This is a genomic window from Streptomyces sp. SudanB182_2057 (genome assembly GCF_964272715.1).
Classification (GTDB): Bacteria; Actinomycetota; Actinomycetes; order Streptomycetales; family Streptomycetaceae; genus Streptomyces; species Streptomyces rubradiris.
Window position 1 is genome coordinate 4481639 of record NZ_OZ186798.1, and the last position, 22115, is coordinate 4503753.

General features: G+C 74.1%; 17 protein-coding genes, 2 tRNA genes and 1 riboswitch. Of the genes, 11 read left to right on the forward strand and 8 right to left on the reverse strand.

Annotated elements, in window-relative coordinates; all coding sequences use genetic code 11:
- Positions 1–23: 23 nt before the first annotated feature.
- The 5 genes from ACSURM_RS19605 (at position 24) to ACSURM_RS19625 (ending at position 5283) form a co-directional block, all read left to right on the forward strand.
- Positions 24–374 carry a metallopeptidase family protein gene (locus tag ACSURM_RS19605; protein ID WP_030619698.1) on the forward strand — a complete coding sequence of 117 codons (351 nt, stop codon included), beginning with the start codon at positions 24–26 and terminating at the stop codon, positions 372–374.
- 158 nt (positions 375–532) lie between these two features.
- Positions 533–1087, forward strand: coding sequence for a hypothetical protein (locus ACSURM_RS19610; protein WP_436956658.1), 555 nt, complete (start codon positions 533–535; stop codon positions 1085–1087).
- A gap of 245 nt (positions 1088–1332) precedes the next feature.
- Positions 1333–3483, forward strand: coding sequence for a DEAD/DEAH box helicase (locus ACSURM_RS19615; RefSeq protein WP_436956660.1), 2151 nt, complete (start codon positions 1333–1335; stop codon positions 3481–3483).
- Positions 3484–3592: 109 nt separating this feature from the next.
- On the forward strand, positions 3593–5110 hold the full coding sequence (locus tag ACSURM_RS19620) for an amino acid permease (protein ID WP_436956662.1): 1518 nt from the start codon (positions 3593–3595) through the stop codon (positions 5108–5110).
- A gap of 100 nt (positions 5111–5210) precedes the next feature.
- Positions 5211–5283 (forward strand) — tRNA-Lys (locus ACSURM_RS19625).
- An 83-nt stretch (positions 5284–5366) separates the two neighbouring features.
- Here ACSURM_RS19625 and ACSURM_RS19630 read toward each other — a convergent pair.
- Positions 5367–6053, reverse strand: a complete 687-nt coding sequence (locus ACSURM_RS19630; protein WP_436956663.1) for a TetR/AcrR family transcriptional regulator — start codon at positions 6051–6053, stop codon at positions 5367–5369.
- 145 nt (positions 6054–6198) lie between these two features.
- Here ACSURM_RS19630 and ACSURM_RS19635 point away from each other — a divergent pair, with 145 nt between their 5' ends.
- A complete protein-coding gene (locus ACSURM_RS19635) occupies positions 6199–6831 on the forward strand; it encodes an NADPH-dependent FMN reductase (RefSeq protein ID WP_436956665.1) in 633 nt (210 codons plus the stop codon).
- Positions 6832–6843: 12 nt separating this feature from the next.
- Positions 6844–8304: a DHA2 family efflux MFS transporter permease subunit gene (locus ACSURM_RS19640; protein WP_436956667.1), complete on the forward strand. Its 1461-nt coding sequence runs from the start codon at positions 6844–6846 to the stop codon at positions 8302–8304.
- Here ACSURM_RS19640 and ACSURM_RS19645 read toward each other — a convergent pair.
- Positions 8282–8917 carry a GTP cyclohydrolase II gene (locus ACSURM_RS19645; RefSeq protein WP_436956669.1) on the reverse strand — a complete coding sequence of 212 codons (636 nt, stop codon included), beginning with the start codon at positions 8915–8917 and terminating at the stop codon, positions 8282–8284. The two genes, ACSURM_RS19640 and ACSURM_RS19645, sit on opposite strands and share 23 nt — an antisense overlap.
- A gap of 158 nt (positions 8918–9075) precedes the next feature.
- A complete protein-coding gene (locus ACSURM_RS19650) occupies positions 9076–9585 on the reverse strand; it encodes a MarR family winged helix-turn-helix transcriptional regulator (RefSeq protein ID WP_436956671.1) in 510 nt (169 codons plus the stop codon).
- 84 nt (positions 9586–9669) lie between these two features.
- Between ACSURM_RS19650 and ACSURM_RS19655 the strand changes: the two genes are divergently transcribed.
- Positions 9670–10803 carry a dihydrofolate reductase family protein gene (locus tag ACSURM_RS19655; protein ID WP_436956673.1) on the forward strand — a complete coding sequence of 378 codons (1134 nt, stop codon included), beginning with the start codon at positions 9670–9672 and terminating at the stop codon, positions 10801–10803.
- A 67-nt stretch (positions 10804–10870) separates the two neighbouring features.
- On the opposite strand, the gene ACSURM_RS19660 is transcribed toward ACSURM_RS19655, so the two are convergent.
- Positions 10871–10944: transfer RNA gene (locus ACSURM_RS19660), tRNA-Met, on the reverse strand.
- A 359-nt stretch (positions 10945–11303) separates the two neighbouring features.
- Positions 11304–11471: riboswitch (cyclic di-AMP (ydaO/yuaA leader) on the forward strand.
- Between the two features lie 9 nt (positions 11472–11480).
- Between ACSURM_RS19660 and ACSURM_RS19665 the strand changes: the two genes are divergently transcribed.
- Complete coding sequence (locus ACSURM_RS19665; RefSeq protein ID WP_436956675.1) at positions 11481–12548, forward strand: M23 family metallopeptidase; 1068 nt, start codon at positions 11481–11483, stop codon at positions 12546–12548.
- A gap of 103 nt (positions 12549–12651) precedes the next feature.
- Positions 12652–13596 carry an aldo/keto reductase gene (locus ACSURM_RS19670; RefSeq protein ID WP_436956677.1) on the forward strand — a complete coding sequence of 315 codons (945 nt, stop codon included), beginning with the start codon at positions 12652–12654 and terminating at the stop codon, positions 13594–13596.
- Positions 13597–13622: 26 nt separating this feature from the next.
- Here the strand turns inward: ACSURM_RS19670 and ACSURM_RS19675 are convergent, their stop codons facing one another.
- The 4 genes from ACSURM_RS19675 to ACSURM_RS19690 all read right to left on the reverse strand — a co-directional run bounded on the left by ACSURM_RS19675 (position 13623) and on the right by ACSURM_RS19690 (position 18960).
- Positions 13623–14918, reverse strand: a complete 1296-nt coding sequence (locus tag ACSURM_RS19675; RefSeq protein ID WP_436956679.1) for a PrsW family intramembrane metalloprotease — start codon at positions 14916–14918, stop codon at positions 13623–13625.
- A gap of 83 nt (positions 14919–15001) precedes the next feature.
- Positions 15002–15817, reverse strand: a complete 816-nt coding sequence (gene trmB / locus ACSURM_RS19680; protein ID WP_436956681.1) for a tRNA (guanosine(46)-N7)-methyltransferase TrmB — start codon at positions 15815–15817, stop codon at positions 15002–15004.
- Between the two features lie 402 nt (positions 15818–16219).
- Complete coding sequence (gene lhgO / locus ACSURM_RS19685) at positions 16220–17461, reverse strand: L-2-hydroxyglutarate oxidase (protein WP_436956683.1); 1242 nt, start codon at positions 17459–17461, stop codon at positions 16220–16222.
- Between the two features lie 74 nt (positions 17462–17535).
- Positions 17536–18960 carry an MFS transporter gene (locus ACSURM_RS19690; protein WP_436956685.1) on the reverse strand — a complete coding sequence of 475 codons (1425 nt, stop codon included), beginning with the start codon at positions 18958–18960 and terminating at the stop codon, positions 17536–17538.
- Positions 18961–19672: 712 nt separating this feature from the next.
- Here ACSURM_RS19690 and ACSURM_RS19695 point away from each other — a divergent pair.
- Positions 19673–21748 carry an asparagine synthase-related protein gene (locus ACSURM_RS19695; protein ID WP_436956686.1) on the forward strand — a complete coding sequence of 692 codons (2076 nt, stop codon included), beginning with the start codon at positions 19673–19675 and terminating at the stop codon, positions 21746–21748.
- The last annotated feature ends 367 nt before the right edge of the window (positions 21749–22115 follow it).

Sequence of the window (22115 nt, forward strand, 5' to 3'; positions counted from 1 at the left end):
CCGGGTTCCCGGACAATGGCCGTGTGCTGGAGATGACGCGCGAGGAGTTCGAGGAACTGGTCGCCGAGGCGCTGGACCGGATCCCGCCGGAGCTGACGCGGCTGATGGACAACGTCGCGGTGTTCGTGGAGGACGAACCGCCCGCCGACGATCCCGAGCTGCTCGGGCTCTACGAGGGGACACCGCTGACCGAGCGCGGCGAGTGGTACGCGGGTGTCCTGCCGGACCGGATCACCGTCTACCGCGGGCCGACGCTCAGGATGTGTGCCAGCCGCGAGGACGTGATCGCGGAGACCGAGGTGACGGTGGTGCACGAGATCGCCCACCACTTCGGCATCGACGACGACCGGCTGCACGCTCTCGGGTACGGCTGAGCCGCGCGCCGCGCCGTGCGGCCGGCGGGAGCGCGGGGCGCCCGGGTGAACGTGGGGCGGCCGGTGCCGCCGTGCGCCCCGGGCGTGCGCGTGTCCTCTTGCGGGCGGCGGGAGTTGGGGAGGTTGACTTCCGTCCCCCGCCCCCGGAGGTGGCCGCCGTGCGCCCCTTGTCCGTACCCGTCCGTCTGGCCGCCACGGCACTGGCCGTCACCGCCGCCGCCGGCTGTGTGAACGTGGGCGACGGCGCGGGCCGGGCCCGCCCCTCCCACTCGGCGGGACAGCCCGCCGGCGAGGTGCCCGACGGCGGCCCGGCACAGGGCGTGGGCGGACCCGTCGACGCGGGCGGGACCGGCGGCGGCGAACACGGTCACGGCGGCAGGGCGAGGCCGGGGGAGCCCGGCCCGGCGTCGCCCACCCCGTCGGGCAGGGGCGGCACCCCGGGCGCACCGGAGAAGCCGGGCGAGCCGGGCGAGCCGGGGAGGCACGGCGAGCCGGAGGAGCCGGACGAGACCGAGGCGCCCGGCGGCCCGGCGCCCACCAAGGCTCCGCCCACGCCCCCGGCCGGCTCCGCCCCGCCCGTACCGCCGGCCACCACGGAGCCGCCGCCCGCCACGGAGCCGCCGTCGGCCGAGCCGTCCTCGTCGGCGCACGAGGAGGCCGGGCCGCAGCTGGTCCAGCGGGAGCCGGCGCCCGCGGCGGGCGTGGCGGTGTGACGCCCTCCGCTCCGCCGGACCCGGTCGGCCACTGTGACGTGCGTCTATGCCGCTCGGTTTGCCTTGAAGGGGGGAGGGTGCGTATGGTGGTAGATCGTTTGATCCCATTTGCCCGGCGCCATCGCAGAGCGCGCCGTGTGGCGCGTACTCTCCTTTGCCGTGGCGGACCGCATCGAGGCGGTCGTGAGCGAATCACGGAGTTGACGGGCGCGTGCCGACGAGACTCCGGAAGGTTTCGCATTCGCATGTCCGTGTCCAGTACCGACCAGATCGTCATGTCCGAGAACGAGAACGAACTCGACGTGACGAACGAGGTCACCGAGGCCCCCGAGGCCGCTGACACCACCCCCCAGACCACCTTCGCCGACCTCGGCCTCCCCGAGGGCATCGTGCGCAAGCTCGCGCAGAACGGCGTGACGACCCCCTTCCCGATCCAGGCCGCGACCATCCCGGACGCCCTGGCCGGCAAGGACATCCTCGGCCGTGGCCGCACCGGCTCCGGCAAGACCCTCTCCTTCGGTCTGCCGACCCTGGCCCTGCTGGCCGAGGGCCGTACCGAGAAGAAGCGGCCCCGCGCCGTCATCCTCACCCCGACCCGCGAGCTGGCCATGCAGGTCGCCGACGCCCTCCAGCCCTACGGCGACGTCCTGGGCCTGAAGATGAAGGTCGTCTGCGGCGGCACGTCCATGGGCAACCAGATCTACGCCCTGGAGCGCGGCGTGGACATCCTGGTCGCCACCCCGGGCCGGCTGCGCGACATCATCAACCGCGGCGCCTGCTCCCTGGAGGACGTGCGGATCGCCGTCCTGGACGAGGCCGACCAGATGTCCGACCTGGGCTTCCTGCCCGAGGTCACCGAGCTGCTCGACCAGGTCCCGGCCGGCGGCCAGCGCATGCTCTTCTCCGCCACGATGGAGAACGAGATCAAGACCCTGGTCGACCGCTACCTGACCGAGCCCGTCCTGCACGAGGTGGACGCGGCCCAGGGCGCGGTGACGACCATGTCGCACCACATCCTCATCGTGAAGCCCAAGGACAAGGCGCCGGTCACCGCCGCGATCGCCTCCCGCAAGGGCCGCACGATCATCTTCGTCCGCACCCAGCTGGGCGCCGACCGCGTCGCCGAGCAGCTGCGCGACGCCGGGGTGAAGGCCGACGCGCTGCACGGCGGCATGACCCAGGGCGCCCGCACCCGGACCCTGGCGGACTTCAAGGACGGGTACGTGAACGTGCTCGTCGCCACCGACGTCGCCGCCCGCGGCATCCACGTCGACGGCATCGACCTGGTCCTGAACGTGGACCCGGCCGGCGACCACAAGGACTACCTGCACCGGGCCGGCCGTACCGCCCGCGCGGGCCGTACCGGCACCGTCGTCTCGCTCTCCCTGCCGCACCAGCGGCGCCAGATCTTCCGCCTCATGGAGGACGCCGGCGTCGACGCGGCCCGCCACATCATCCAGGGCGGTGCCGCCTTCGACCCGGAGGTCGCCGAGATCACCGGCGCCCGCTCGATGACCGAGGTCCAGGCCGAGTCCGCCGCCAACGCCGCCCAGCAGGCCGAGCGCGAGGTCTCCCAGCTCACCAAGCAGCTGGAGCGCGCCCAGCGCCGCGCGACCGAGCTGCGTGAGGAGGCCGACCGGCTGGTGGCCCGGGTCGCCCGCGAGCGCGGTGAGGACCCGGAGACCGCGGTGGCCGAGGCCCAGGCGACGGCGGCGGAGCAGCTCGCCGTGGCCGAGGAGCCGGCGGAGCGCGAGACCGAGCGCGAGGAGCGCCCGGCGGCGGCGCCGTACGAGCGCCGGGAGCGGCGCGGCTTCGAGCGCCGTGACGACCGTCGCGACGACCGCCGTGAGGACCGTGGCGACCGCCGTTCGTTCGACCGCGACCGGGACCGCGACCGTGGTTTCGAGCGTCGTGACGACCGCGGTGGCCGTGGTTTCGAGCGTCGTGACGACCGTGGCGGCCGTGGTTTCGAGCGTCGTGACGACCGCGGTGGCCGCGGGTTCGAGCGTCGTGACGACCGTGGCGGCCGTGGCTTCGAGCGCCGTGACGACCGGGGCGACCGGGGCGACCGGGGCGACCGCCGTCCCTTCGACCGCGACCGGGACCGTGGTTTCGAGCGTCGTGACGACCGTGGCGGCCGTGGCTTCGAGCGCCGTGACGACCGTCGTGACGAGCGGAGCGGCTTCCGCCGCGACGACCGCCCGGGCTTCCGCCGTGACGACCGTGGCGGGCACCGGGGCAGCGACCGTCCGTTCAACCGCGACCGCCGTGACGACCGCCCGGGCTTCCGCTCCGGCGGCCACGACCGCCCCTACGGCCGTCGTGACGACCACCGCGGCACCGGCGGCTCCTTCGGCCGCCGCGAGGACAAGCCGCGCTGGAAGCGCAACGGCTGACGCCGAGTGAGCTGACGCGAAGGGCCCGTACGACACCGGTCGTACGGGCCCTTCCGCATGTGCGCCGAGTGGCGCATATCACACCGGCGGGCGGGGAATCGCTGGGTACATGGCAGACGACGCGCGGGTGACCGGGCAGCGGGCGGCGCCCGGCTTGTCGGACGAGGAGCGGCTGGCCCAGCTCGGCTACACCCAGGTCCTCGCCCGCCGGATGTCGGCGTTCTCGAACTACGCCGTCTCCTTCACGATCATCTCGGTCCTCTCCGGCTGTCTGACCCTGTACCTCTTCGGCATGACCACGGGCGGCCCCGCGGTGATCACCTGGGGCTGGGTCGCGGTCGGCCTGATGACGCTGTTCGTGGGCCTGTCGATGGCCGAGATCTGCTCGGCGTACCCGACCTCGGCGGGCCTGTACTTCTGGGCGCACCGGCTGGCGCCCGCGCGGTCGGCGGCGGCCTGGGCGTGGTTCACGGGCTGGTTCAACGTGCTGGGCCAGGTGGCGGTGACCGCGGGCATCGACTTCGGCGCGGCCTCCTTCCTGGGCGCCTGGCTGAACCTCCAGACCGGGTTCGAGGTGACCCCGGGCCGCACGGTGGCGCTGTTCGCGGCGATCCTCGTCCTGCACGGCCTGCTGAACACCTTCGGCGTCCGGATCGTGGCGTTCCTGAACGCCGTGAGCGTGTGGTGGCACGTCCTCGGGGTCGCGCTGATCACCGGGGCGCTGGCGCTCGTCCCCGACCACCACCAGCCGGCGTCCTTCGTCTTCGCGCACTTCGTCAACGAGACGGGCTGGGGCAGCGGCCCGTACGTGGTCCTGCTGGGGCTGCTGATGGCCCAGTACACCTTCACGGGCTACGACGCCTCCGCCCATATGACCGAGGAGACCCGGGACGCCGCCACGGCGGGCCCGAAGGGCATCGTCCGCTCGATCTGGACGTCCTGGATCGCCGGCTTCGTGCTCCTGCTCGGCTTCACCTTCGCCATCCAGTCCTACGACGCGGCACTCGCCTCCCCCACCGGCGCGCCGCCCGCCCAGATCCTGCTGGACGCCCTCGGGGCCACCGCGGGCAAGCTGCTCCTGCTGGTGGTGATCGGCGCCCAGCTGTTCTGCGGCATGGCCTCCGTCACCGCCAACAGCCGTATGATCTACGCCTTTTCCCGGGACGGCGCGCTGCCCTTCTCCCGCGTCTGGCGCACGGTCGGCCCGCGTACCCGCACGCCCGTGGCGGCGGTCTGGCTGGCCGCGCTCGGCGCGCTGGCCCTCGGGCTGCCCTACCTGATCAACACGACGGCCTACGCGGCGGTGACGTCGATCGCGGTCATCGGCCTGTACATCGCCTACGTCATCCCGACCTTCCTGCGGGTCCGCAAGGGCGCCGCGTTCGAGCGCGGCCCCTGGCACCTGGGCCGCTGGTCCGGGGTGGTCGGGGTGGTCTCGGTGACCTGGGTGCTGGCGATCACGGTGCTGTTCATGCTGCCGCAGGTCTCCCCGGTCACCTGGAGGACCTTCAACTACGCCCCGGTGGCCGTCCTGGCCGTCCTCGGCTTCGCCGCGGCCTGGTGGCTGGTGTCGGCCCGCCATTGGTTCCTGGCCCGTCCGTCCGCTCCCACACCGGCCGAAAAGTGACCATCACACCCGCCCCGCCGGCCCGCGACGCGGCCGTGTCCCCGATACCCGATCGGCGACCCGGTCCCGTCCGGCTATGCTCGGACAAGCAACATCGCCCGGGCCCTTAGCTCAATTGGCAGAGCAGTGGACTTTTAATCCATTGGTTGTGGGTTCGAGTCCCACAGGGCCTACGGTTCGGACCCCAGCTCAGCGCGTGAACGAGCTGGGGTCCTGTCATGTGCTCACGATCTGCCGCCGGCCCGGGGGCAGGCGTTCACCCCGCCCGGTACGCCCGCAGGAACGCCGACACCCCGCCCGTGATCAGGCGGTCCTGTTCCGCGGGGGGCAGGGGCAGTACGCCGTAGTGGGTGAACTGGATGATCATGTGGGAGACCAGGGCCATGAAGTGGTCCGCCGCCAGCCTCGCGTCGTCGTGGAGGTCGAGCAGGCCGGCGTCCTCCAGGCGGGCCAACGCCTCGGTGAGCGCCCGGCCGACCGGTGCCGGTCCGGCCTCGTGCCAGGCCGTGAGGACTTCGGGCGGCACGTGGTCGGCCTCCGCGTGGATGTGCCGGACCAGCGCGAAGTGGTACGCGTAGTCGGTCAGGAGCCGGAGGAGCCCGCGGGCCAGTGAGACCAGGTCGCGTTCGAGGTCCTCGGGGCGTGGCGGGCGCTCGGGGTCCAGCGCGGCGCGCAGGCAGGCCAGTTGGGCGTCCCGGACCTCGCTCGACGTCCAGGTGACGACCGCCTGGAAGAGCTGGGCCTTGCCGCCGGGGAAGTGGTTGTAGAGCGTGCGCGTGGAGACTCCGGCCGCGGCGGCGAGCGCGTCGACCGAGGCGCGCGTGTAACCCTCGCGGCCGAAGACCGCGCAGGCGGCGCTCGCGATGTCCTGCCGCTTGCGCAGCTTGCGCGGCGACACCTCGGCCTCCGCACGCTCCCGCCGGGCCTCGTTCGTTTCGCCCATCCGTGCCTCCCTGGCTCCTGTGACCAGCCAACTCTATCCGGAGTACAACGATCGTTGTATTTCATACAACGATCGTTGTACTTTGTGCCGGGGCGCTCGCCGGACGCGGTCGCCCGCCATCGCACCGCTCAGAGGGGGAACAGCCATGTCCGTCACCGATTCCGTCACCGGGCCCCGCGCCGCCGAGGACTCGCCGCTCCGCGTCGCCGTGATCGTCGGCAGCGTGCGGGAGGGACGTCAGGGCCGCGCGGTCACCGACTGGTTCCTCGCCACCGCCGCCCAGGCCGGCCCGGACCTCGCCTTCGACGTGATCGACCTCGCCGAGGTGGACCTGCCGCTGGTGCTGCCGGGCCGGGGCGGCACACCCGCCCCCGGGGCCGCCGCCGCACTGCGCGAGGTCTCGCCGAGGCTCGCCGCCGCCGACGCGTTCGTGGTCGTCACGCCCGAGTACAACCACAGCTTCCCGGCCGCCCTGAAGAACCTCCTGGACTGGCACCTGCGCGAATGGCAGGCCAAGCCGGTCGGTTTCGTGTCGTACGGCGGTCTCGGCGGCGGCCTGCGCGCGGTCGAGCAGCTCCGGCTGGTCTTCGCCGAACTGCACGCCGTGACCGTGCGCGACTCGGTCAGCCTGCACGGTCCCTGGTCCGGGCTCGGCGAGGACGGCGTCCCGCGCGACGCCGAGGTGTGCGCGGGCGCCGCCAAGGGCATGCTGGGCCAGCTCGCCTGGTGGGGCCGGGCGTTGCGCGCCGCGCGCGCCGAGCACCCCTACGCGGCCTGAGGGGCGGCGGAGATGCGTACCGTGCGCCCCGCGAAGTCCGGTCCGGCCCGCGCCGAGGCGCCCGCCGCGCCGGCCACCGCCCTCTACCGCGTCGTCATCGTCGTGGTCCTCGGCACCGTCATGTCCGTGCTCGACATGACGATCGTCAACGTGGCGCTGCGCCGCCTCTCGGAGTCCTTCGGGGCCCCGCTGGAAACCATCCAGTGGACCGCGACCGCGTACACGCTCGCGCTCGCCGCCGTCATCCCGGTCGCCGCCTGGGCGATGGCCCGGATCGGGGCCAAGCGGACCTACGTGCTCGCGCTCGGCCTGTTCACGCTGGGCTCGCTGCTCGCCGCCTGCGCCTGGGACGCGCCCAGCCTGATCGCGTTCCGCGCGGTGCAGGGGCTGGGCGGCGGACTGCTCCAGCCGGTCGGCATGGCGATGGGCATGCGGGTCGCCGACCGGGCCCGGCTCGGCCGCGCGATGGCCTGGCTGGGACTGCCGATCCTGGTCGGCCCGGTCGCCGGCCCGGTGCTCGGCGGATGGCTGGTCGACGCCGCCTCCTGGCACTGGATCTTCCTGATCAACCTGCCCGTCGGCGCCCTGGCCCTGTTCCTCGCGGCCCGCCTGCTGCCGACGGACGCTCCGCGTGCTCCCGGCCCCGACCGGCCCCGGCTGGACCTGCCCGGACTGCTGATGCTCTCCCCCGGACTGGCCCTGCTCCTGTACGGCCTCTCGCACGGCGGCGAGCGCGGGGACTTCACGGCCCCCGGCGCGCTGGTGCCGACGCTCGCCGGAGCGGTGCTCGCCACGGCCTTCGTGCGCCGGGCGCTCACCGTCCGCGCGCCGCTGCTGGACCTGCGGCTGCTGCGGGACCGTACCTTCGCCGCCGGCGTCGCCACGCTCGCCCCGTTCACCTGCGGCTACTTCGGCTCGATGCTGCTCGGCCCGCTGTACTGGCAGCAGGAGCGGGGCCTGAGCGCCACGGCGGCCGGGCTGCTCGGCGCGCCGGTCGGGCTCGTGGTCGGTACGACGATGCAGATCGCGGCGCGGCGGGTCGACCGGGTCGCCCCACGCCCGCTGATCGCGGCGGGGAGCGCGGTGGGCGCCCTCGGCATGGCCCTGCTGGCCTGGCAGACCGGGACGCCCGGGGTCGCGTCGTGGCGGATCGTCGTCGCGGGCATGGTGATGGGCGTGGGCGCCGGGATGACGCTGATGCCGGCGATGACCACCGCGAGCCGTGATCTGCCCGCGGACCGCCTGGCCGGGGCGAGCACCGCGCTGAGCATCAACGCCCAACTGGCCGCGTCGGTCGGTACGGCCCTGCTGTCCGTGCTGCTCGGGGCGGCCGGCCCGGACGCGGCCGGCTTCCGGCTCGCCTACGCCGTGGCGGCGGCACTGCTCGTCCTCGCGATACCGGCCGCGCTCCGCCTCCCCGGCGGACGGCCGGGCCGAGCCCGACCGCCGGTCAGCCCGCCGTCAGCTCCGTGAGTTCGGCCAGCGGCAGGGTGTGCCGGGTCTGGAGGGCCTTGGCGCGCAGGTAGTGGATGTTGTGGGCGGTGGTGAAGACGCCGGTGGGCACGCGGTCCCGGACGGTGATGCCCAGCGCCCGCAACTGGTCCGCCTTGTCGGGGTTGTTGGACAGCAGATCCAGTTCCGTGACGCCGAGAGCGGCGAGCATCTGGGCGGCGGCCGTGTAGTCGCGGGCGTCCTCCGGCAGGCCGAGGGCGGCGTTCGCCGCGTAGGTGTCGAGCCCCTCGTCCTGGAGGGCGTACGCGTCGAGCTTGTTGTAGAGACCGATGCCCCGGCCCTCCTGACGGAGGTACAGCAGGATCCCGCCGCGGTCGGCGATGCGCTCGACCGCCTCGCGCAGCTGCGGTCCGCAGTCGCAGCGGGCCGAGCCGAAGACGTCCCCGGTCAGGCACTCGGAGTGCAGCCGCACCAGCGGGACGGGGCCCGGGTCGCCCAGGACGGCGGCGAGGTGCTCCCGGCCGTCGGCGAGGCCGTGGAAGGTGACGAGTTCCGCGTCGGCGCCGTAGCCGTCGGCGAACCGCAGCGGTACCCGGACGCGGGCGCGCGGGGTGGCGGTGGGGATGTCGGGCATGCGGATCCCTCCGGAGCATGTGCTTCAGATTTGAAGCAGTGGTACGCGGGGACCCTACCGTATGCTTAAAAGTTGAAGCAATCGACCCGAGGCCAGGAGCAGGCCAGGAGCAGGCCAGGAGCGGGCCAGGAGCGGGCCAGGAGCAGAGCAGAAGCGGGTCAGGAGCAGGACGAACGGCGCCGCCAGGGGACGTCACCCGCGCCCGCCCCGGCCCCCTCGCCCTGCAACCCGCGCACGATCCCCGTGCAGATCTCCTCCAGCTGCCCCACCTGCTCCTCGGTGAGCCGGTCGAACAGCAGCGAGCGGACCGTCTCGACGTGACCGGGCGCCGTACGCTCCAGAACGGCCGTCCCCTCGTCCGTCAGCACCGCGAGCGAGGCCCGCTTGTCGTCGGCGCAGTTCTCCCGGCGCACCAGGCCGTCCCGCTCCAGCCGGTTCACCACGTACGTCAGCCGGCTGCGGGTGATCTTCAGTGCCTCGGCGAGGTCGGTCATGCGCAGCCGCCGGCCGGGGGCGTCGGAGAGGCCGGCCAGCACCGAGTAGAACAGGTGCGGCATGCCGCCCGCCTGCTGGAGCTGCCGGTCGACCGCGTCCTCCAGGAGGCGGGCGGCGGCGATGTAGGCGCGCCAGGCGCGCTGCTCCTCGGGCGTGAGCCAGCGGGTCGTCATGCCGCCAGTGTAGGTTTGTTTAAAACTTGAACCAAGCCGCCCGCGGCCCAGCCCGGTCCGTCCGCCCCACAGGAAAGAGCGCCGATGCCCCTGCCGTACGTGCTGCTGTCCGCCGCCGTCTCCCTCGACGGCTACCTGGACGACACCGGCCCCGAGCGGCTCCTGCTGTCCGGCCCGGCCGACTTCGACCGGGTCGACGGGGTACGGGCCTCGGCCGACGCGCTCCTGGTCGGCGCCGGCACGATCCGCGCCGACAACCCCCGCCTGCTGGTCAACTCGGCCGAGCGGCGCGCGGCCCGGCGCGCGGCGGGCCGCCCGGAGTACCCGCTGAAGGTCACCGTCACCGGCTCCGGCGACCTCGACCCGGCGGCGCGCTTCTGGCACACCGGCGGCGACAAGCTCGTCTACACCACCGACCAGGGCGCCGTACGGGCCACGCGCCTCCTCGGGGACACCGCCGATGTCGTCCCGCTCGGCCCCGTCGTGGACTGGCGGGCGCTGCTGGAGCACCTGCACGACGTGCGCGGTGTGCGGCGGCTGATGGCCGAGGGCGGCGGCACGGTCCACACCCAGCTGCTCCGGCAGGGTCTGGCCGACGAACTCCAGCTGGTCCTCGCCCCGCTGTTCGTCGGCGATCCGGCGGCCCCGCGGCTGTTCGGTCCGGGCCCCTACCAGGGCGGACGCCTGCGCCTGCTGGAGACCCGACGGATCGAGGACGTCGTCCTCATGCGGTACGCGCCCACGGCTCCCGGCTCCGGTGCGGACGCCGTCGCCGCCGACCGCCACTGGCTGCGCACCGCCTGCGAACTGGCGGCCCTGTGCCCGCCCTCCCGGACGGCGTTCAGCGTGGGCGCGGTCGTGGTCGCCGCCGACGGCACGGAACTGGCCCGGGGCCACTCGCGGGAGGGCGGCGACCCGGTGGTGCACGCGGAGGAGGCGGCGCTGGCGAAGACCGACCCGGCCGACCCGCGGCTGTCCGGCGCCACGGTCTACTCCAGCCTGGAGCCGTGTGCCCGCCGTGCGTCCCGGCCGGCGCCCTGCGCCGAGCTGATCCTGCGGGCCGGGGTGCGCCGGGTGGTCACCGCCTGGCGGGAGCCGGACACGTTCGTCGAGGCGGCCGACGGGACGGGCGTGCTGAGGGCGGCGGGGGCGCGGGTCGTCGTACTGCCGGAGCTGGAGGAGCTGGCGAAGGCGCCGAACGCCCATCTGCCGGGCTGAGCACCGCCCTGGGTGCGGATACACCCAGGGCCCGGAATCCTTGGGATTCCGGGCCCTGGGCCTTCAGTAGCGGGGACAGGATTTGAACCTGCGACCTCTGGGTTATGAGCCCAGCGAGCTACCGAGCTGCTCCACCCCGCGTCGTTGTGACTCCAGTGTACGCCATGTGCGGGATGCTTCGCACATCGGTTTCCGTGGGCCCCTCGGCGGGCCTCTCCGGGGGGCTCTCCGAGGGGCCCACCGGAGAGGCTCACCAGAGGGGTCACGCAAGGTGACCGGGTGAGCGCGCACGCATAACAACTGAGACACCATCAAAATCGCGAGTGACTGCTGACCGCGTCTGAGTGCCGGTCAAATTGCCCGATCTGACGGGATAGTTGCTGATAACTCCACCGGTGAAAACGTTAATGATCAAGGGGACCGGCTTGGAAAGTGACTGTCAGGTCTATTAACGTTCGATAACGCAGCGCGGTCGTCCCAGCCGTCACAAGAGGCGGCTCCGTGCGCACGCGCCGAATCCCGCGAGGGAACCGGGGAACCACCACCTTGGGGTGAATCACGCGGATACCGCCGTGCACTCACGCGAGTCCACGACCGGTATACGCGCGTAGGAGACCTTCCTGCTCCGAACCCGTCAGCTAACCCGGTAGGCGGAGGAAGGAAAGGAGTACGCCCGCGTGGCGTCCAACCGGCCTGGCCCCGAAGCCCCGTCCATACCGGCACAGCGCGAGTCCGAACCCGAGACCTTCGGCTACGGCGCCTACCGCGCCGACGAGGGCCCGTGGGAGGAGTGGAACCCCACCGAGGAATCCGTCGCCCCGGTCCGCGGCCGGCACCGGGTCGCCAAGCAGCGCGGCGGCTTCGCGCGCAGCTCCACCGTCCTCGGCGTCGGCGTCATGGCCGCGGTCGGCGCGGGCGGCATGGCCAGCGCCAACACCGGCAAGCCGCCGGTCTCCATCTCCATGCCGGACCTGCCCTCGGTCGGCTCCCTCTTCCAGGACGGCTCCGGCGACGACCGGCCCGCCGAGGCGGCCGCCACCACCGCGCTCGCCACCGTCGCCGTGGCCTCCGACGCGGGCCAGGACAGCGCCGACGCGGGCGAGGTGCTGCGCAACCGGATCATGGCGCAGGCCGAGCAGCAGCAGGGCCAGGCCGACAGCAGGGCCGCCGCGGCCGCGCTCGCCGCCGCCGAGAAGCAGACCGCCGAGGCCGCCGCCCAGGCCGAGCAGGAGGCCGCCGCCAAGGCCGCCGCCGCCAAGGAGAAGGCGGAGGCCGAGGCCGAGAAGGCCGCGGCCGAGGCGAAGCGGGCGGCCGAGGAGAAGCGGCTGGCCGAGCTCGCCAAGCAGTACGCGCTGCCCACCTCCTCGTACACGATCACCTCGACGTTCGGGCAGGCCGGCTCGATGTGGTCCTCCGGCCACCACACCGGTCTGGACTTCGCCGCCCCCACCGGCACCCTGATCAAGGCCGTGCACAGCGGCACGATCACCGAGGCGGGCTGGGCCGGCGCCTACGGCTACCGCACCATCCTGACCCTGGACGACGGCACCGAGCTGTGGTTCTGCCACCAGTCCTCGATCAACGTCACGGCCGGCCAGAAGGTCTCCACCGGCGAGGTCATCGGCCGCGTCGGCGCCACCGGCAACGTGACCGGCCCGCACCTGCACCTGGAGATCCACCCCGGCGGCGCGCCCACCGGCATCGACCCGATGGCGTGGCTGCGCGACAAGGGCCTCACCCCCTGACGGTCCCTTTCCGGAAGCCCGGAGACGAACCCTTCCCCGGAGACCGGGAAAATCGGCGCCGGCGGCGGGATGCGATCGGCCCCCGCCGGCGTTGACATGGCGTATGACGTCACTTCGTAAACTCGGCTCCTCCGACCTCGAGGTCTTCCCGCTCTCCCTGGGCGGCAACGTGTTCGGCTGGACGGCCGACGAGCAGACCTCCTTCGCCGTCCTCGACGCCTACGCCGCGGCGGGCGGCAACTTCATCGACACCGCGGACGTGTACTCGGCCTGGGTCGAGGGCAACAAGGGCGGCGAGTCCGAGACCGTCCTCGGCGCCTGGCTCAAGGCCCGCGGCAACCGCTCGGACGTGGTCATCGCGACGAAGGTCAGCCAGCACCCCGAGTTCCAGGGCCTGTCCGCCGCGAACATCAAGGCCGCCGCCGACGCCTCGCTGCGCCGCCTGGGCACCGACTACATCGACCTCTACTACACCCACTTCGACCAGCCCGAGGTGCCGGTCGAGGAGATCATCGGCGCGCTGGACGAACTGGTGAAGGCCGGCAAGGTCCGGCACATCGCCGCCTCCAACATCGCCGCCGAGCGCCTGCGCGCGTCCCTGGAGTTCTCCGACCGCGAGGGCCTGGCCCGCTACGTCGCCGTCCAGCCGCACTACAACCTGGTCTCCCGCGACACCTACGAGGGCCCGCTCCAGGAACTCGTGGCCGCCGAGGGCCTGGCCGCCGTCCCGTACTTCGCGCTCGCCTCGGGCTTCCTGACCGGCAAGTACCGGCCCGGCGCGACGGTGGACAGCGCCCGCGCCGACCGGGTGCAGGAGTACGTGGCCTCCGAGCGCGGCCGGAAGGTGCTGGCCGCCCTGGACGAGGTCGCCGCCGCCCACGAGGCCCCGGTCGCCACGGTCGCCCTGGCCTGGCTGGCCGCCCAGCCGACGGTCACCGCCCCGATCGCCTCCGCCCGCACGCCCGAGCAGCTTCCGGCGCTGCTCGGCGTGGCGGCGCTGAAGCTGACGGACGCGGAGGTCGCGAAGCTGACGGAGGCCTCGGCCTAGAAGGACGGCCGTACGGCACCCGGCGGTCAGGTCCGGTACGGGTTGTAGGGGGAGTACGTCACCGCCGGGTATCCGTACGCCGCCGCCGGCCGGTACACCGGGGCCGGGGCGGCGGCCCGGCTCGCGTACTCCAGCGCCGGCCGGGCCACGTGCCGGCGCTGCCACAGCTCCGTCAGCAGCTCCCGTTCCCGTGCGGTGAAGTCCGCCCCGGCCTTGCCCGCGCGCCCGCGCCGGCGCAGGAAGGCGAGCGAGGTGGCGTACCCCCCGTAGCGGGCCACCTCCCGGGCGGCCGGGCGGCCGTGGTGGTGCCGGGCGTAGTCCCGGGCCATCCGGCGCGCCCGCATCGACCCGAGCGCGAACGGCTCGCCCGGCCCCAGCCACCCGGCCAGCACGTACGCCGGAAGTTCCGCCCGCACGGCGCGCAGCTCCCGCTGCCGGGTCCAGACCGCGAGCCAGGTCACCAGCCCGAACACGGGCACCATGAAGCCGCCGTAGACGGCGAAGAACCCGTACTGCCCGAAGGTGGCCGAGCCGTTCCAGAAGGCGTGCATGCCCATCGCGAGCAGTAGCCCGCACACCGGCAGCAGGAACCGCCGGACGGGCCGGCGCTCGGCGGACAGCGCGGCGATGCCGAAGCCGATGCCGGTCAGGACGGTGAACAGGGGGTGCGCGAACGGGGACATGACGATGCGCACGAAGAAGGTGGCGGCGGTGACGGAGGCGATGCCCCGGTCGCCGGTGAGCTGGTCGGTCCCGAAGGCCGTACCGAGGTAGAGGATGTTCTCGGTGAACGCGAACCCGGTGGCGGTGGTCCCCGCTATCACCACGCCGTCCACGATCCCGGTGAAGTCGCGTCTGCGGAAGAGGAAGACCAGCAGCACGGCGGCGGCCTTCGCGGACTCCTCCACGACCGGCGCTATCACCGTGGCGCCGAGGGTGTCGGCGCTCGCCGGGTCGGCGGTGGAGGTGGCGATCCACTCGGTGGCGAAGCTGTTGGCCACGATGGCTATCAGCGCCGCCGCGCAGGCGCCCCAGGCGAAGGAGAACAGCAGGTTCCGCCAGGGGCCCGGCTCCACCCGGTCCAGCCACCGGAACGCGGCGATCAGCCAGGGCACCGGCAGCACGGCCAGCCCGAGCCCGACGAGGAACCCGTCCGTGCCGGTCTGCCGCCGCACGAGCGCGAGGATGACCAGACCGGACAGCGCCAGCAGCGTGCTCGGCGCCCCGTACCGCACCCACCTGCGCTGCCACCAGTGCGGGTGGCGGAGCACCCCGTCGCCGGGGCTCGGGGGACGGGTCGGGAACGGGGGACTGGTGGCCACGGCATCGACCCTAACGGTGACAGGACGAGGGGCTGAGCGGATTATCGGCCCGGCCGGTCGAGCGGTCCGGGCCCTCCGGTCGGCTATCCGTCCTGGCGGTGCGGTACGCGTCGGAACAGCAGATCGTTCACGACGTGTCCCTTGTCCAGTCCCTGTCCCTCGAAACGGGTCAGCGGCCGGAACTCCGGGCGCGGCGCGAAACCGCCGTCCGGCTGGGTGTTCTCGAAGTCGGGGTGCGCGGTGAGCACGTCCAGCATCTGCTCGGCGTACGGCTCCCAGTCCGTGGCGCAGTGCAGCAGCGCGCCGGGCGCCAGCCGGGTCGCGGCGAGCGTCAGGAACTCGGGCTGGATGAGCCGCCGCTTGTGGTGCCGCTTCTTGGGCCAGGGGTCGGGGAAGTAGACGCGCAGCCCGGCCAGCGAGTCCGGGCGGAGCATCTCCCGCAGCAGGATGATCGCGTCGCCGTTGCCCACCCGGACGTTGCTGAGGCCGCTCCGGTCGGCGAGGCCCAGCAGGTTGCCCTGGCCCGGGGTGTGCACGTCGACGGCGAGGATGTTGGTGTCCGGGTCACCGGCGGCCATCCGCGCGGTGGCCTCGCCCATCCCGAACCCGATCTCCAGGACCACGGGACGGTCGTTGCCGAACAGCTCGGCCAGGTCGATCACCCGCTGCCCGTCGATGTCCAGGCCCCACTTGGGCCACAGCCGCCGCAAGGCGTCCGCCTGCCCGGCCGTCACCCGGCTGCGCCGTGGCTGGAAGCTCCGGATCCGCCGCTCGAAGTGCGAACCCGCGGGGTCCGCCTTGGGCCCGTCCGGGAAGCGCGGTTCGCCCTTGGCCCGGGCGGGCCGGACGGGGTCACCGGGGGCGGGCGGGGCGGCGGGGGAGTTCAGGGAGTCAGACACAGTGAGCCCAATTTTACGGGTCCGGTCCGTCCGGTCCGTCCGGTCCGGTGGGCCGTTTCCGGGGCCGGTCCCCTGGGGTCGGTGGGCCGGTTCGAGGTCCGGGTCCGTGGGGTCGGTGGGCCGGTTCGAGGTCCGAGTCCATGGGGCTGGGCCTCTGGGTCCAGTGGCCTGGTTCCGGTGGCTGGGCCTCTGGGTCCAGTGGGCTGGTTCCGGTGGCTGGTCCTCGGGGTGTGGTGGGCCGGTTTCCCGGGGCTGGTGGTCGGTTCCGCGTGGCTGGTTCCTGGAGCCCGAGGGTCCGGTTCCGTGTGATTGGTCCCACGGGCCCGGCGGGCCGGTTTCAGGGAGCGGTTCCCCCGGCCCGGCGGTCGGGTTCCGCGCGGTCGGTCGCACGGGGCGGGCGGGTCACTCCGGTGACGCGAGCATGGCCAGTGCCCGGCGCCCGATCTCGCGGCCGATGGGGAGCGAGGCGGTGGCCGCGGGCGACGGCGCGTTCAGCACGTGCACCGCCCGCGCCCCCTCCCGGATCAGGAAGTCGTCCACCAGCGTCCCGTCCCGCAGCACCGCCTGCGCCCGCACCCCGGCCGGCGCCGGCACCAGGTCCCCGGCGTCCACGCCGGGCAGCAGTCTGCGCACCGCCTCCAGGAACGCCCCCTTGGACACCGAGCGGCGCAGCTCGCCCGCTCCGTACCGCCAGTGCCGCCGGGCGATCGCCCACGAGCCGGGCCAGGCCAGGGTGCCGGCCAGCTCCCGGGGCCGTACGACCCCCCAGCCGTACCCCTCGCGGGCCAGCGCCGGCACCGCGTTGGGGCCGATGTGCACGCCGCCGTCGACGCCGCGGGTCAGATGCACCCCGAGGAACGGGAACGCCGGGTCCGGCACCGGATACACCAGGCCCCGCACCAGCTCGGGCCGGGCCAGCTCGTAGTACTCCCCGCGGAACGGCACGATCCGCATCCCGGGGTCGTCACCGGTCAGCCGCGCCACCTCGTCGCAGCGCAGCCCGGCGCAGTTGACCAGCACCCGCGCGCGGACGACGGCTCCGGCCGCGGTGAGCACGGCCACGCCCCGCTCCGGCCGCCGGTCCACCCGTACGACCTTCGCGCCGTACCGAATCTCCGCCCCGGAGGCCCGGGCCAGCTCCCGGGTCACGGCCGCGTAGTCGCACACGCCCGTCGTGCCGACGTGTATCGCGGCCAGGCCGCGCACCTCCGGTTCGTACTCGGTGATCTGCGCCGGTCCCAGCTCCCGCACCGGGATCCCGTTCTCCCGGCCGCGCTGCACGAGCGCGTGCAGCCGGGGCAGCTCGGCGCGCTCGGTGGCGACGATCAGCTTGCCGGTGACGGCGTGCGCGATGCCGTACTCGGCGCAGAACTTCACCATCTCGGCGGCGCCCCGCACCGCGTACCGCGCCTTGAGGGAGCCCGGACGGTAGTAGATGCCGCTGTGGATGACGCCGCTGTTGCGTCCCGTCTGGTGCCGGGCGGGCCCGTCCTCCTTCTCCAGCACCGTCACGCGGGTGCCCGGCGCCGCCCGCGTGATCGCGTACGCCGTCGCAAGCCCGACGATCCCCCCGCCGACCACGAGCACATCACAGTCGTACGCCCCGCCCAGCACCGAGCACCACCTCCACTCCCGATAGTGCACTGCGCCACTGACAGCGGCTTCAAACGCGCGGGCGCACAGCGCCCCGCCCACGCACCCGCCGAAGCGGCGCGGCCCTACGCCGGTGCCATCAGCAGCGGCCGGGCCCGCTCGCGCAGCTCCACCACCCGCGGCTCGTCCCCGTACGGCTCCAGCCGGTGCAGGAGATCCTTCACGTACTCGGTGGTCCGCGCCGACGAGATCCGCCCCGCCACCTCCACGGCCCGCACCCCCTGCTCGCACGCCGCGTCGAGGTTCCCCGACTCCAGCTCGGCGACGGCGGAGACGACCAGCCGCAGCCCGTGGGACCGCACGAACTCCTCCGTGGGCTTCGACAGCGCCTGCTCGGTGAACCTCCGGACCTGACGCGGCGCCTTGAGGTCGCGGTAGCACTCGGCGGCGTCCGCGGCGAACCGGTCGTAGCCGTAGAAACCGAGCCAGGAGGGGTCGTTGTCGCCGGGGCGGGACCGCTCCAGCCAGCCCTCCGCCGCCTTCAGCGCCGCCCCGGCCGCCTGCGCGTCGCCCGCGCGCGCGTGGGCCCGCGCCTCGACCAGCCGGAAGAAGCTCATGGTGCGGGCGGTGGCCAGCCCCCGGTTGCGCTCCAGCGCGGCCTGCGCGAGGTCCACGCCCTCGTCGCCGAAGCCGCGGTAGGTGGCCTGCAAGGACATGGAGGCCAGCACGTACCCCCCGAGGGGGACGTCGGCCGCCGCGCGCGCGAGGCGCAGCGCCTGGATGTAGTACCGCTGCGCGGCCTCCTGTTGCCCGGTGTCGAAGGCCATCCAGCCCGCGAGCCGGGTGAGTTCGGCGGAGGCGCCGAACAGGGCGCGGCCCACCTCGTCGGAGTAGGAGCCGAGCAGGAGCGGTGCCGCCTCCACCCGCAGGCACTCCGGCACCATCGACGAACGCCAGTCCCCGCCGCCGTACTTGGAGTCCCAGCGCCGGGCGTCCTCGGCGGCCTCCCTGAGCTTCCGCACATCGCTGTGGCCGACTTTGAGCGGTGGGCCGGAGCCGTCGGCGGCGCTCGCCTCCCGCGCGACCGAGCTGTCGGCGGGGGTTATCAGCCAGCGCGAGGCGGGCGTTGCGTATGCGCTCACCGCGAACGATCCGGCGAGGGACTGCCAGATGCCGCCGGAGCCGGCCCGGCGGCCGGCCAGGTCGAGGCGGTACAGCTCGGTCGCCGACTTCACGGCCTGTGCCACGTCCCGGGGGAAGGCGAGGCCCACCTCCGGCGCGGGATCCGCGTCCGCCAGGCCGATTTCGTGCAGCGGTACCGGGCGGCCGAGCTTCTGGCCGATGGCGGCGGCGATCAGATGCGGTGCCGCGCCCTGCGGCACCATGCCCTTCGACACCCAGCGCGCCACGGACGTCTTGTCGTAGCGAAGCGTCAGCCCGCGTTGGGCGCCAAGGTCGTTGACGCGCCGGGCGAGTCCGGCGTTGCTGATTCCCGCGAGGGCGAGAACGGCGCCGAGCTTTTCGTTCGGCCCGCGTTGCTCCCTGGACATGCGCCACCCCTCGACACAGACGGCTGCCGCGCTGGCATAACCGTGCGGCATTCGTAAACCCAGCGTAGTTCGCCGCATCCCAAGCGTTAAGGGGCAATGTTCCGGATGGCGGGATTGTGGTCGGTGGGCGGGCGCGGCCCTGTACGCACCGTGCACGGACTGTCGCGACGTGCCCCCGCCCGTGTGGCCGTGCGCCCGCCCGTGCGCTCTTCTCCGGCCATCCGTGGGGCGATTCCATGGCCGTGCGTGGGTCGGCCCGCTGTACTGGATCCAGTGGGCTGGGGGACACCGCCGCCTTCATCCCCGCGGGTGGCGGACCGGTCCGGGAGGCGTCGTCCGCCTCCCGGACCGTGCGTGCGGGTAAGCCCTCAGGCGCTCCGCAGGCCTGTACGGAGAGTGCTCGATTCCGGCGCCCCGCCACGGATTTGGCTGAAAATAATCCCCCGAACGTGCGATGGATTTCCTTCGTGACCATGCAACTTGGGGGCGCCAAAGGGGATTTGGGGGAGCGCATTAGGGGCGCATTCGCGTCGTACCCGCTGAGGGCCGCCTCCGCCCCGGCAGCCCGCCACCCGTCAACTCCCCTTCTCCGACACCGCGTACATCCCTCGGTCGAAGGCGGCCCCGCCGCGCCTCCCCGGCCTGGTCTTCATGGCAGCATGGGGGCCGGTTCGTACGGTGCACTGGTGGTCCACAGCCTGTGGAGGCGTCGATGCGGTGGTTGGTGGGGTGGAGCAGCACCGCCGCGGGCGCCGCCGGAATCGGATCGGCGGGAGCCGTCGGCTACGACGGCGAAACCCTGCAACCGGTCGGCTCGCAGCTCCTGTGGGGCGATCCGGACCCCCTGTGGGCGGTCGGCGACTGGCGCCCCGACGAGGTGCGCGTGGTGCACGCCGACCCCGAGCACCGGATCGCCGTCCTCGGCATCTGCGGCGCCACCGACGAGGAACTGCGGCGCGGCCTGTTCGCCGCGCGCGGGGGCGCGGTGCGCCATCTGACCACCTGGTCCGGCAGCTACACCGCCGTCGTCCAGGCCGGCCGCCGCATCACCGTCTGCGGCGACCTCGCGGGCGCCCGGCCGGTCTTCCACACCCCCTGGGAGGGCGGCACGGCCTACGCCACCGCCGCCCTGCCCCTCGCCGACCTGATCGAGGCCAACCTCGACTTCACCCACCTCGCCGCCCTGCTCGCCGCCCCGGACGTGCCGGCCGCGCTGCGCGACACCACCCCCTACGACGGCGTACGGCGCGTTCCGCCGGGGCACGCCCTGGTGCTGCGCGCCGGAGCGCGCGAGATCGCCGGGTACGAACCGGTCGCCTCCCTCGCCGTGGCCGCGCCCCCCGCCGACCCCGACCGCGCCGTGGACGCAGTACGGGACGCCCTGGTGGAGGCGGTGCGCACCCGGCTCGCCGCCCCCCGGCACGTACCCGACCTGGACCCCGGGCCGGTGCCCGGCATGGGGCCGGCCGAGCGGCGCGCCGCGCGCGGGATGCCGGTCCCCGGCGTCGGCGCCGACCTCTCCGGCGGGCCCGCCTCCGGCACCCTCGCGCTGCTGGCCGCCGGGCTGCCCGGCCGGCCCGGCACGCTCCTCGGCCACCGCACCGGCGCCGGCGAGCGCCTCCTCGCCGTCACCTTCAACGACCTGGCCGTGCCCGGCCGCGAGGCGGAACTCGAACGGGCGGCGGCCCTGGCCGCCGGCCCCCGCCTGCACCACGTCGTGGTCACCGGCGGCCAGGAGACCCTGCCGTACGCCGACCTGGACGGCCCGCTGACCGACGAACCCGGCCCCTGCCTGGTCCAGGCGGCCCGGCACCGGGCGCGGCTCGCCGCCGGCAGCGCCGACCACTTCACCGGCCACGGCGCCCGCCAGGTCCTGGACGCCCACCCCGCCCGCCTCGCCGACCTCCTGGTGGACCGCCGACGGCGCCACCTGGTCCGGCCGGTGGCCGCGCTGGCCCGTGCCGACGGCTCGGTGTTCGTCCCCGCCCGCGTGTACGGCGCGGCCCGGCGCCTGGCCCGCACCCCCTACCGGGCGGGCCTGGAGGAACTCGCCGAGCGGCTGATGCGGCGCCGCTTCGACGAGCCCCAGGGGGCGGCCGACGCGTCCCTCGCCGCGCTGAGCTGGGCCGGGCCCGGTCCCGCCGCGCGGTGGCTGACGGGGGAGGCGCTGGCCGAAGTATCGGTTCTGCTCCAGGCGGAGGCCGACCGCTCCGGAACCGGCGTCCAGCGGCCCGGCGACTACCGCGCGCGGGCCGCGCTCGCCCGGCACGCCGCCGACCTCCGCGTCCTGGAGCAGGCCGCGGAGATCCGCTCCCAGCGGCTGCACGCGCCGTTCCTCGACAACCAGGTGGTCCGCGCCTGCCGCGACCTTCCCGAGGCCCTGCGCGTTCGGCCCGGCGCCCGCGCCGCCGTCCTGCGCACGGTCCTGGAGGGCGCCGGGGTCACCGGTCTCCCGGCCGGCTGGGGCGCCCCCTCCCACGCCCCCACGGTGGCGGCGGTGCGCGCGGGGCTGCGGGCCGCGGCCGACCCCCTCCTCGACCTGTTCGCCACGCCGCTGCTCGCCGACGCCGGGCTGGTGGAGGCCCGTGTCGTGCGCGCGGCCCTGCGGGGCGGGGCGGCGGGCGAGCCCCTGCCCCTGGACGGCCTCGCCGACCTGGTCTCCCTCGAACTGTGGCTCCGACGTCTCCTCGCCCGCCGCGGCACGTGCTGGACCGGCACCCCGTCCCGCTCCCGCGCGGTCCCTTCGGGAATCCGGCCGAGACGGGGCGCGCTGGCGCCGGGGGCGTGAGCGGCGGGGGTTTAGCGCGGCTGTCGTGCGGTGGCGGCTCCTGGTGGGCTGGTCGTGTCTGCGCGGTGGCGGCTCCTGGTGGGCTGGTCGGGCCTGCGCGGTGGAGCCGCACATCGGATACAGCCCCGCGCCCCCGGGGCGGTGCGGTGGCCGTCGCCCGCATCGGCGCCCCCGCGGGCGCGGCGGCGAGTCCGTCTTCCGGGCGGCCGGCGTACCGGCTCCGGGCCCCGTAACAGGCTCTGCGCCCCGATTCCCCTGCTCCGCCCGGACCCGGTGCGCTGGCGCCGGGGTCCAGCGTGGCTGTCGGGCGGTGGCGGCTCCTGGTGGGCTGGTCGGGCCTGCGCGGTGGAGCCGCGTACCGGGTACG

Coding starts and splice junctions, on each gene's coding strand:
- ACSURM_RS19650 (WP_436956671.1), bottom strand. CDS start 9,585: ATGACGACCCGCTGGCTCACGCCCGAGGAGCAGCGCGCCTGGCGCGCC.
- ACSURM_RS19645 (WP_436956669.1), bottom strand. CDS start 8,917: ATGCCCGACATCCCCACCGCCACCCCGCGCGCCCGCGTCCGGGTACCG.
- ACSURM_RS19690 (WP_436956685.1), bottom strand. CDS start 18,960: ATGTCCAGGGAGCAACGCGGGCCGAACGAAAAGCTCGGCGCCGTTCTC.
- ACSURM_RS19655 (WP_436956673.1), top strand. CDS start 9,670: ATGCCCCTGCCGTACGTGCTGCTGTCCGCCGCCGTCTCCCTCGACGGC.
- ACSURM_RS19640 (WP_436956667.1), top strand. CDS start 6,844: ATGCGTACCGTGCGCCCCGCGAAGTCCGGTCCGGCCCGCGCCGAGGCG.
- ACSURM_RS19615 (WP_436956660.1), top strand. CDS start 1,333: ATGTCCGTGTCCAGTACCGACCAGATCGTCATGTCCGAGAACGAGAAC.
- ACSURM_RS19695 (WP_436956686.1), top strand. CDS start 19,673: ATGCGGTGGTTGGTGGGGTGGAGCAGCACCGCCGCGGGCGCCGCCGGA.
- ACSURM_RS19670 (WP_436956677.1), top strand. CDS start 12,652: ATGACGTCACTTCGTAAACTCGGCTCCTCCGACCTCGAGGTCTTCCCG.
- ACSURM_RS19635 (WP_436956665.1), top strand. CDS start 6,199: ATGTCCGTCACCGATTCCGTCACCGGGCCCCGCGCCGCCGAGGACTCG.
- ACSURM_RS19630 (WP_436956663.1), bottom strand. CDS start 6,053: ATGGGCGAAACGAACGAGGCCCGGCGGGAGCGTGCGGAGGCCGAGGTG.
- ACSURM_RS19620 (WP_436956662.1), top strand. CDS start 3,593: ATGGCAGACGACGCGCGGGTGACCGGGCAGCGGGCGGCGCCCGGCTTG.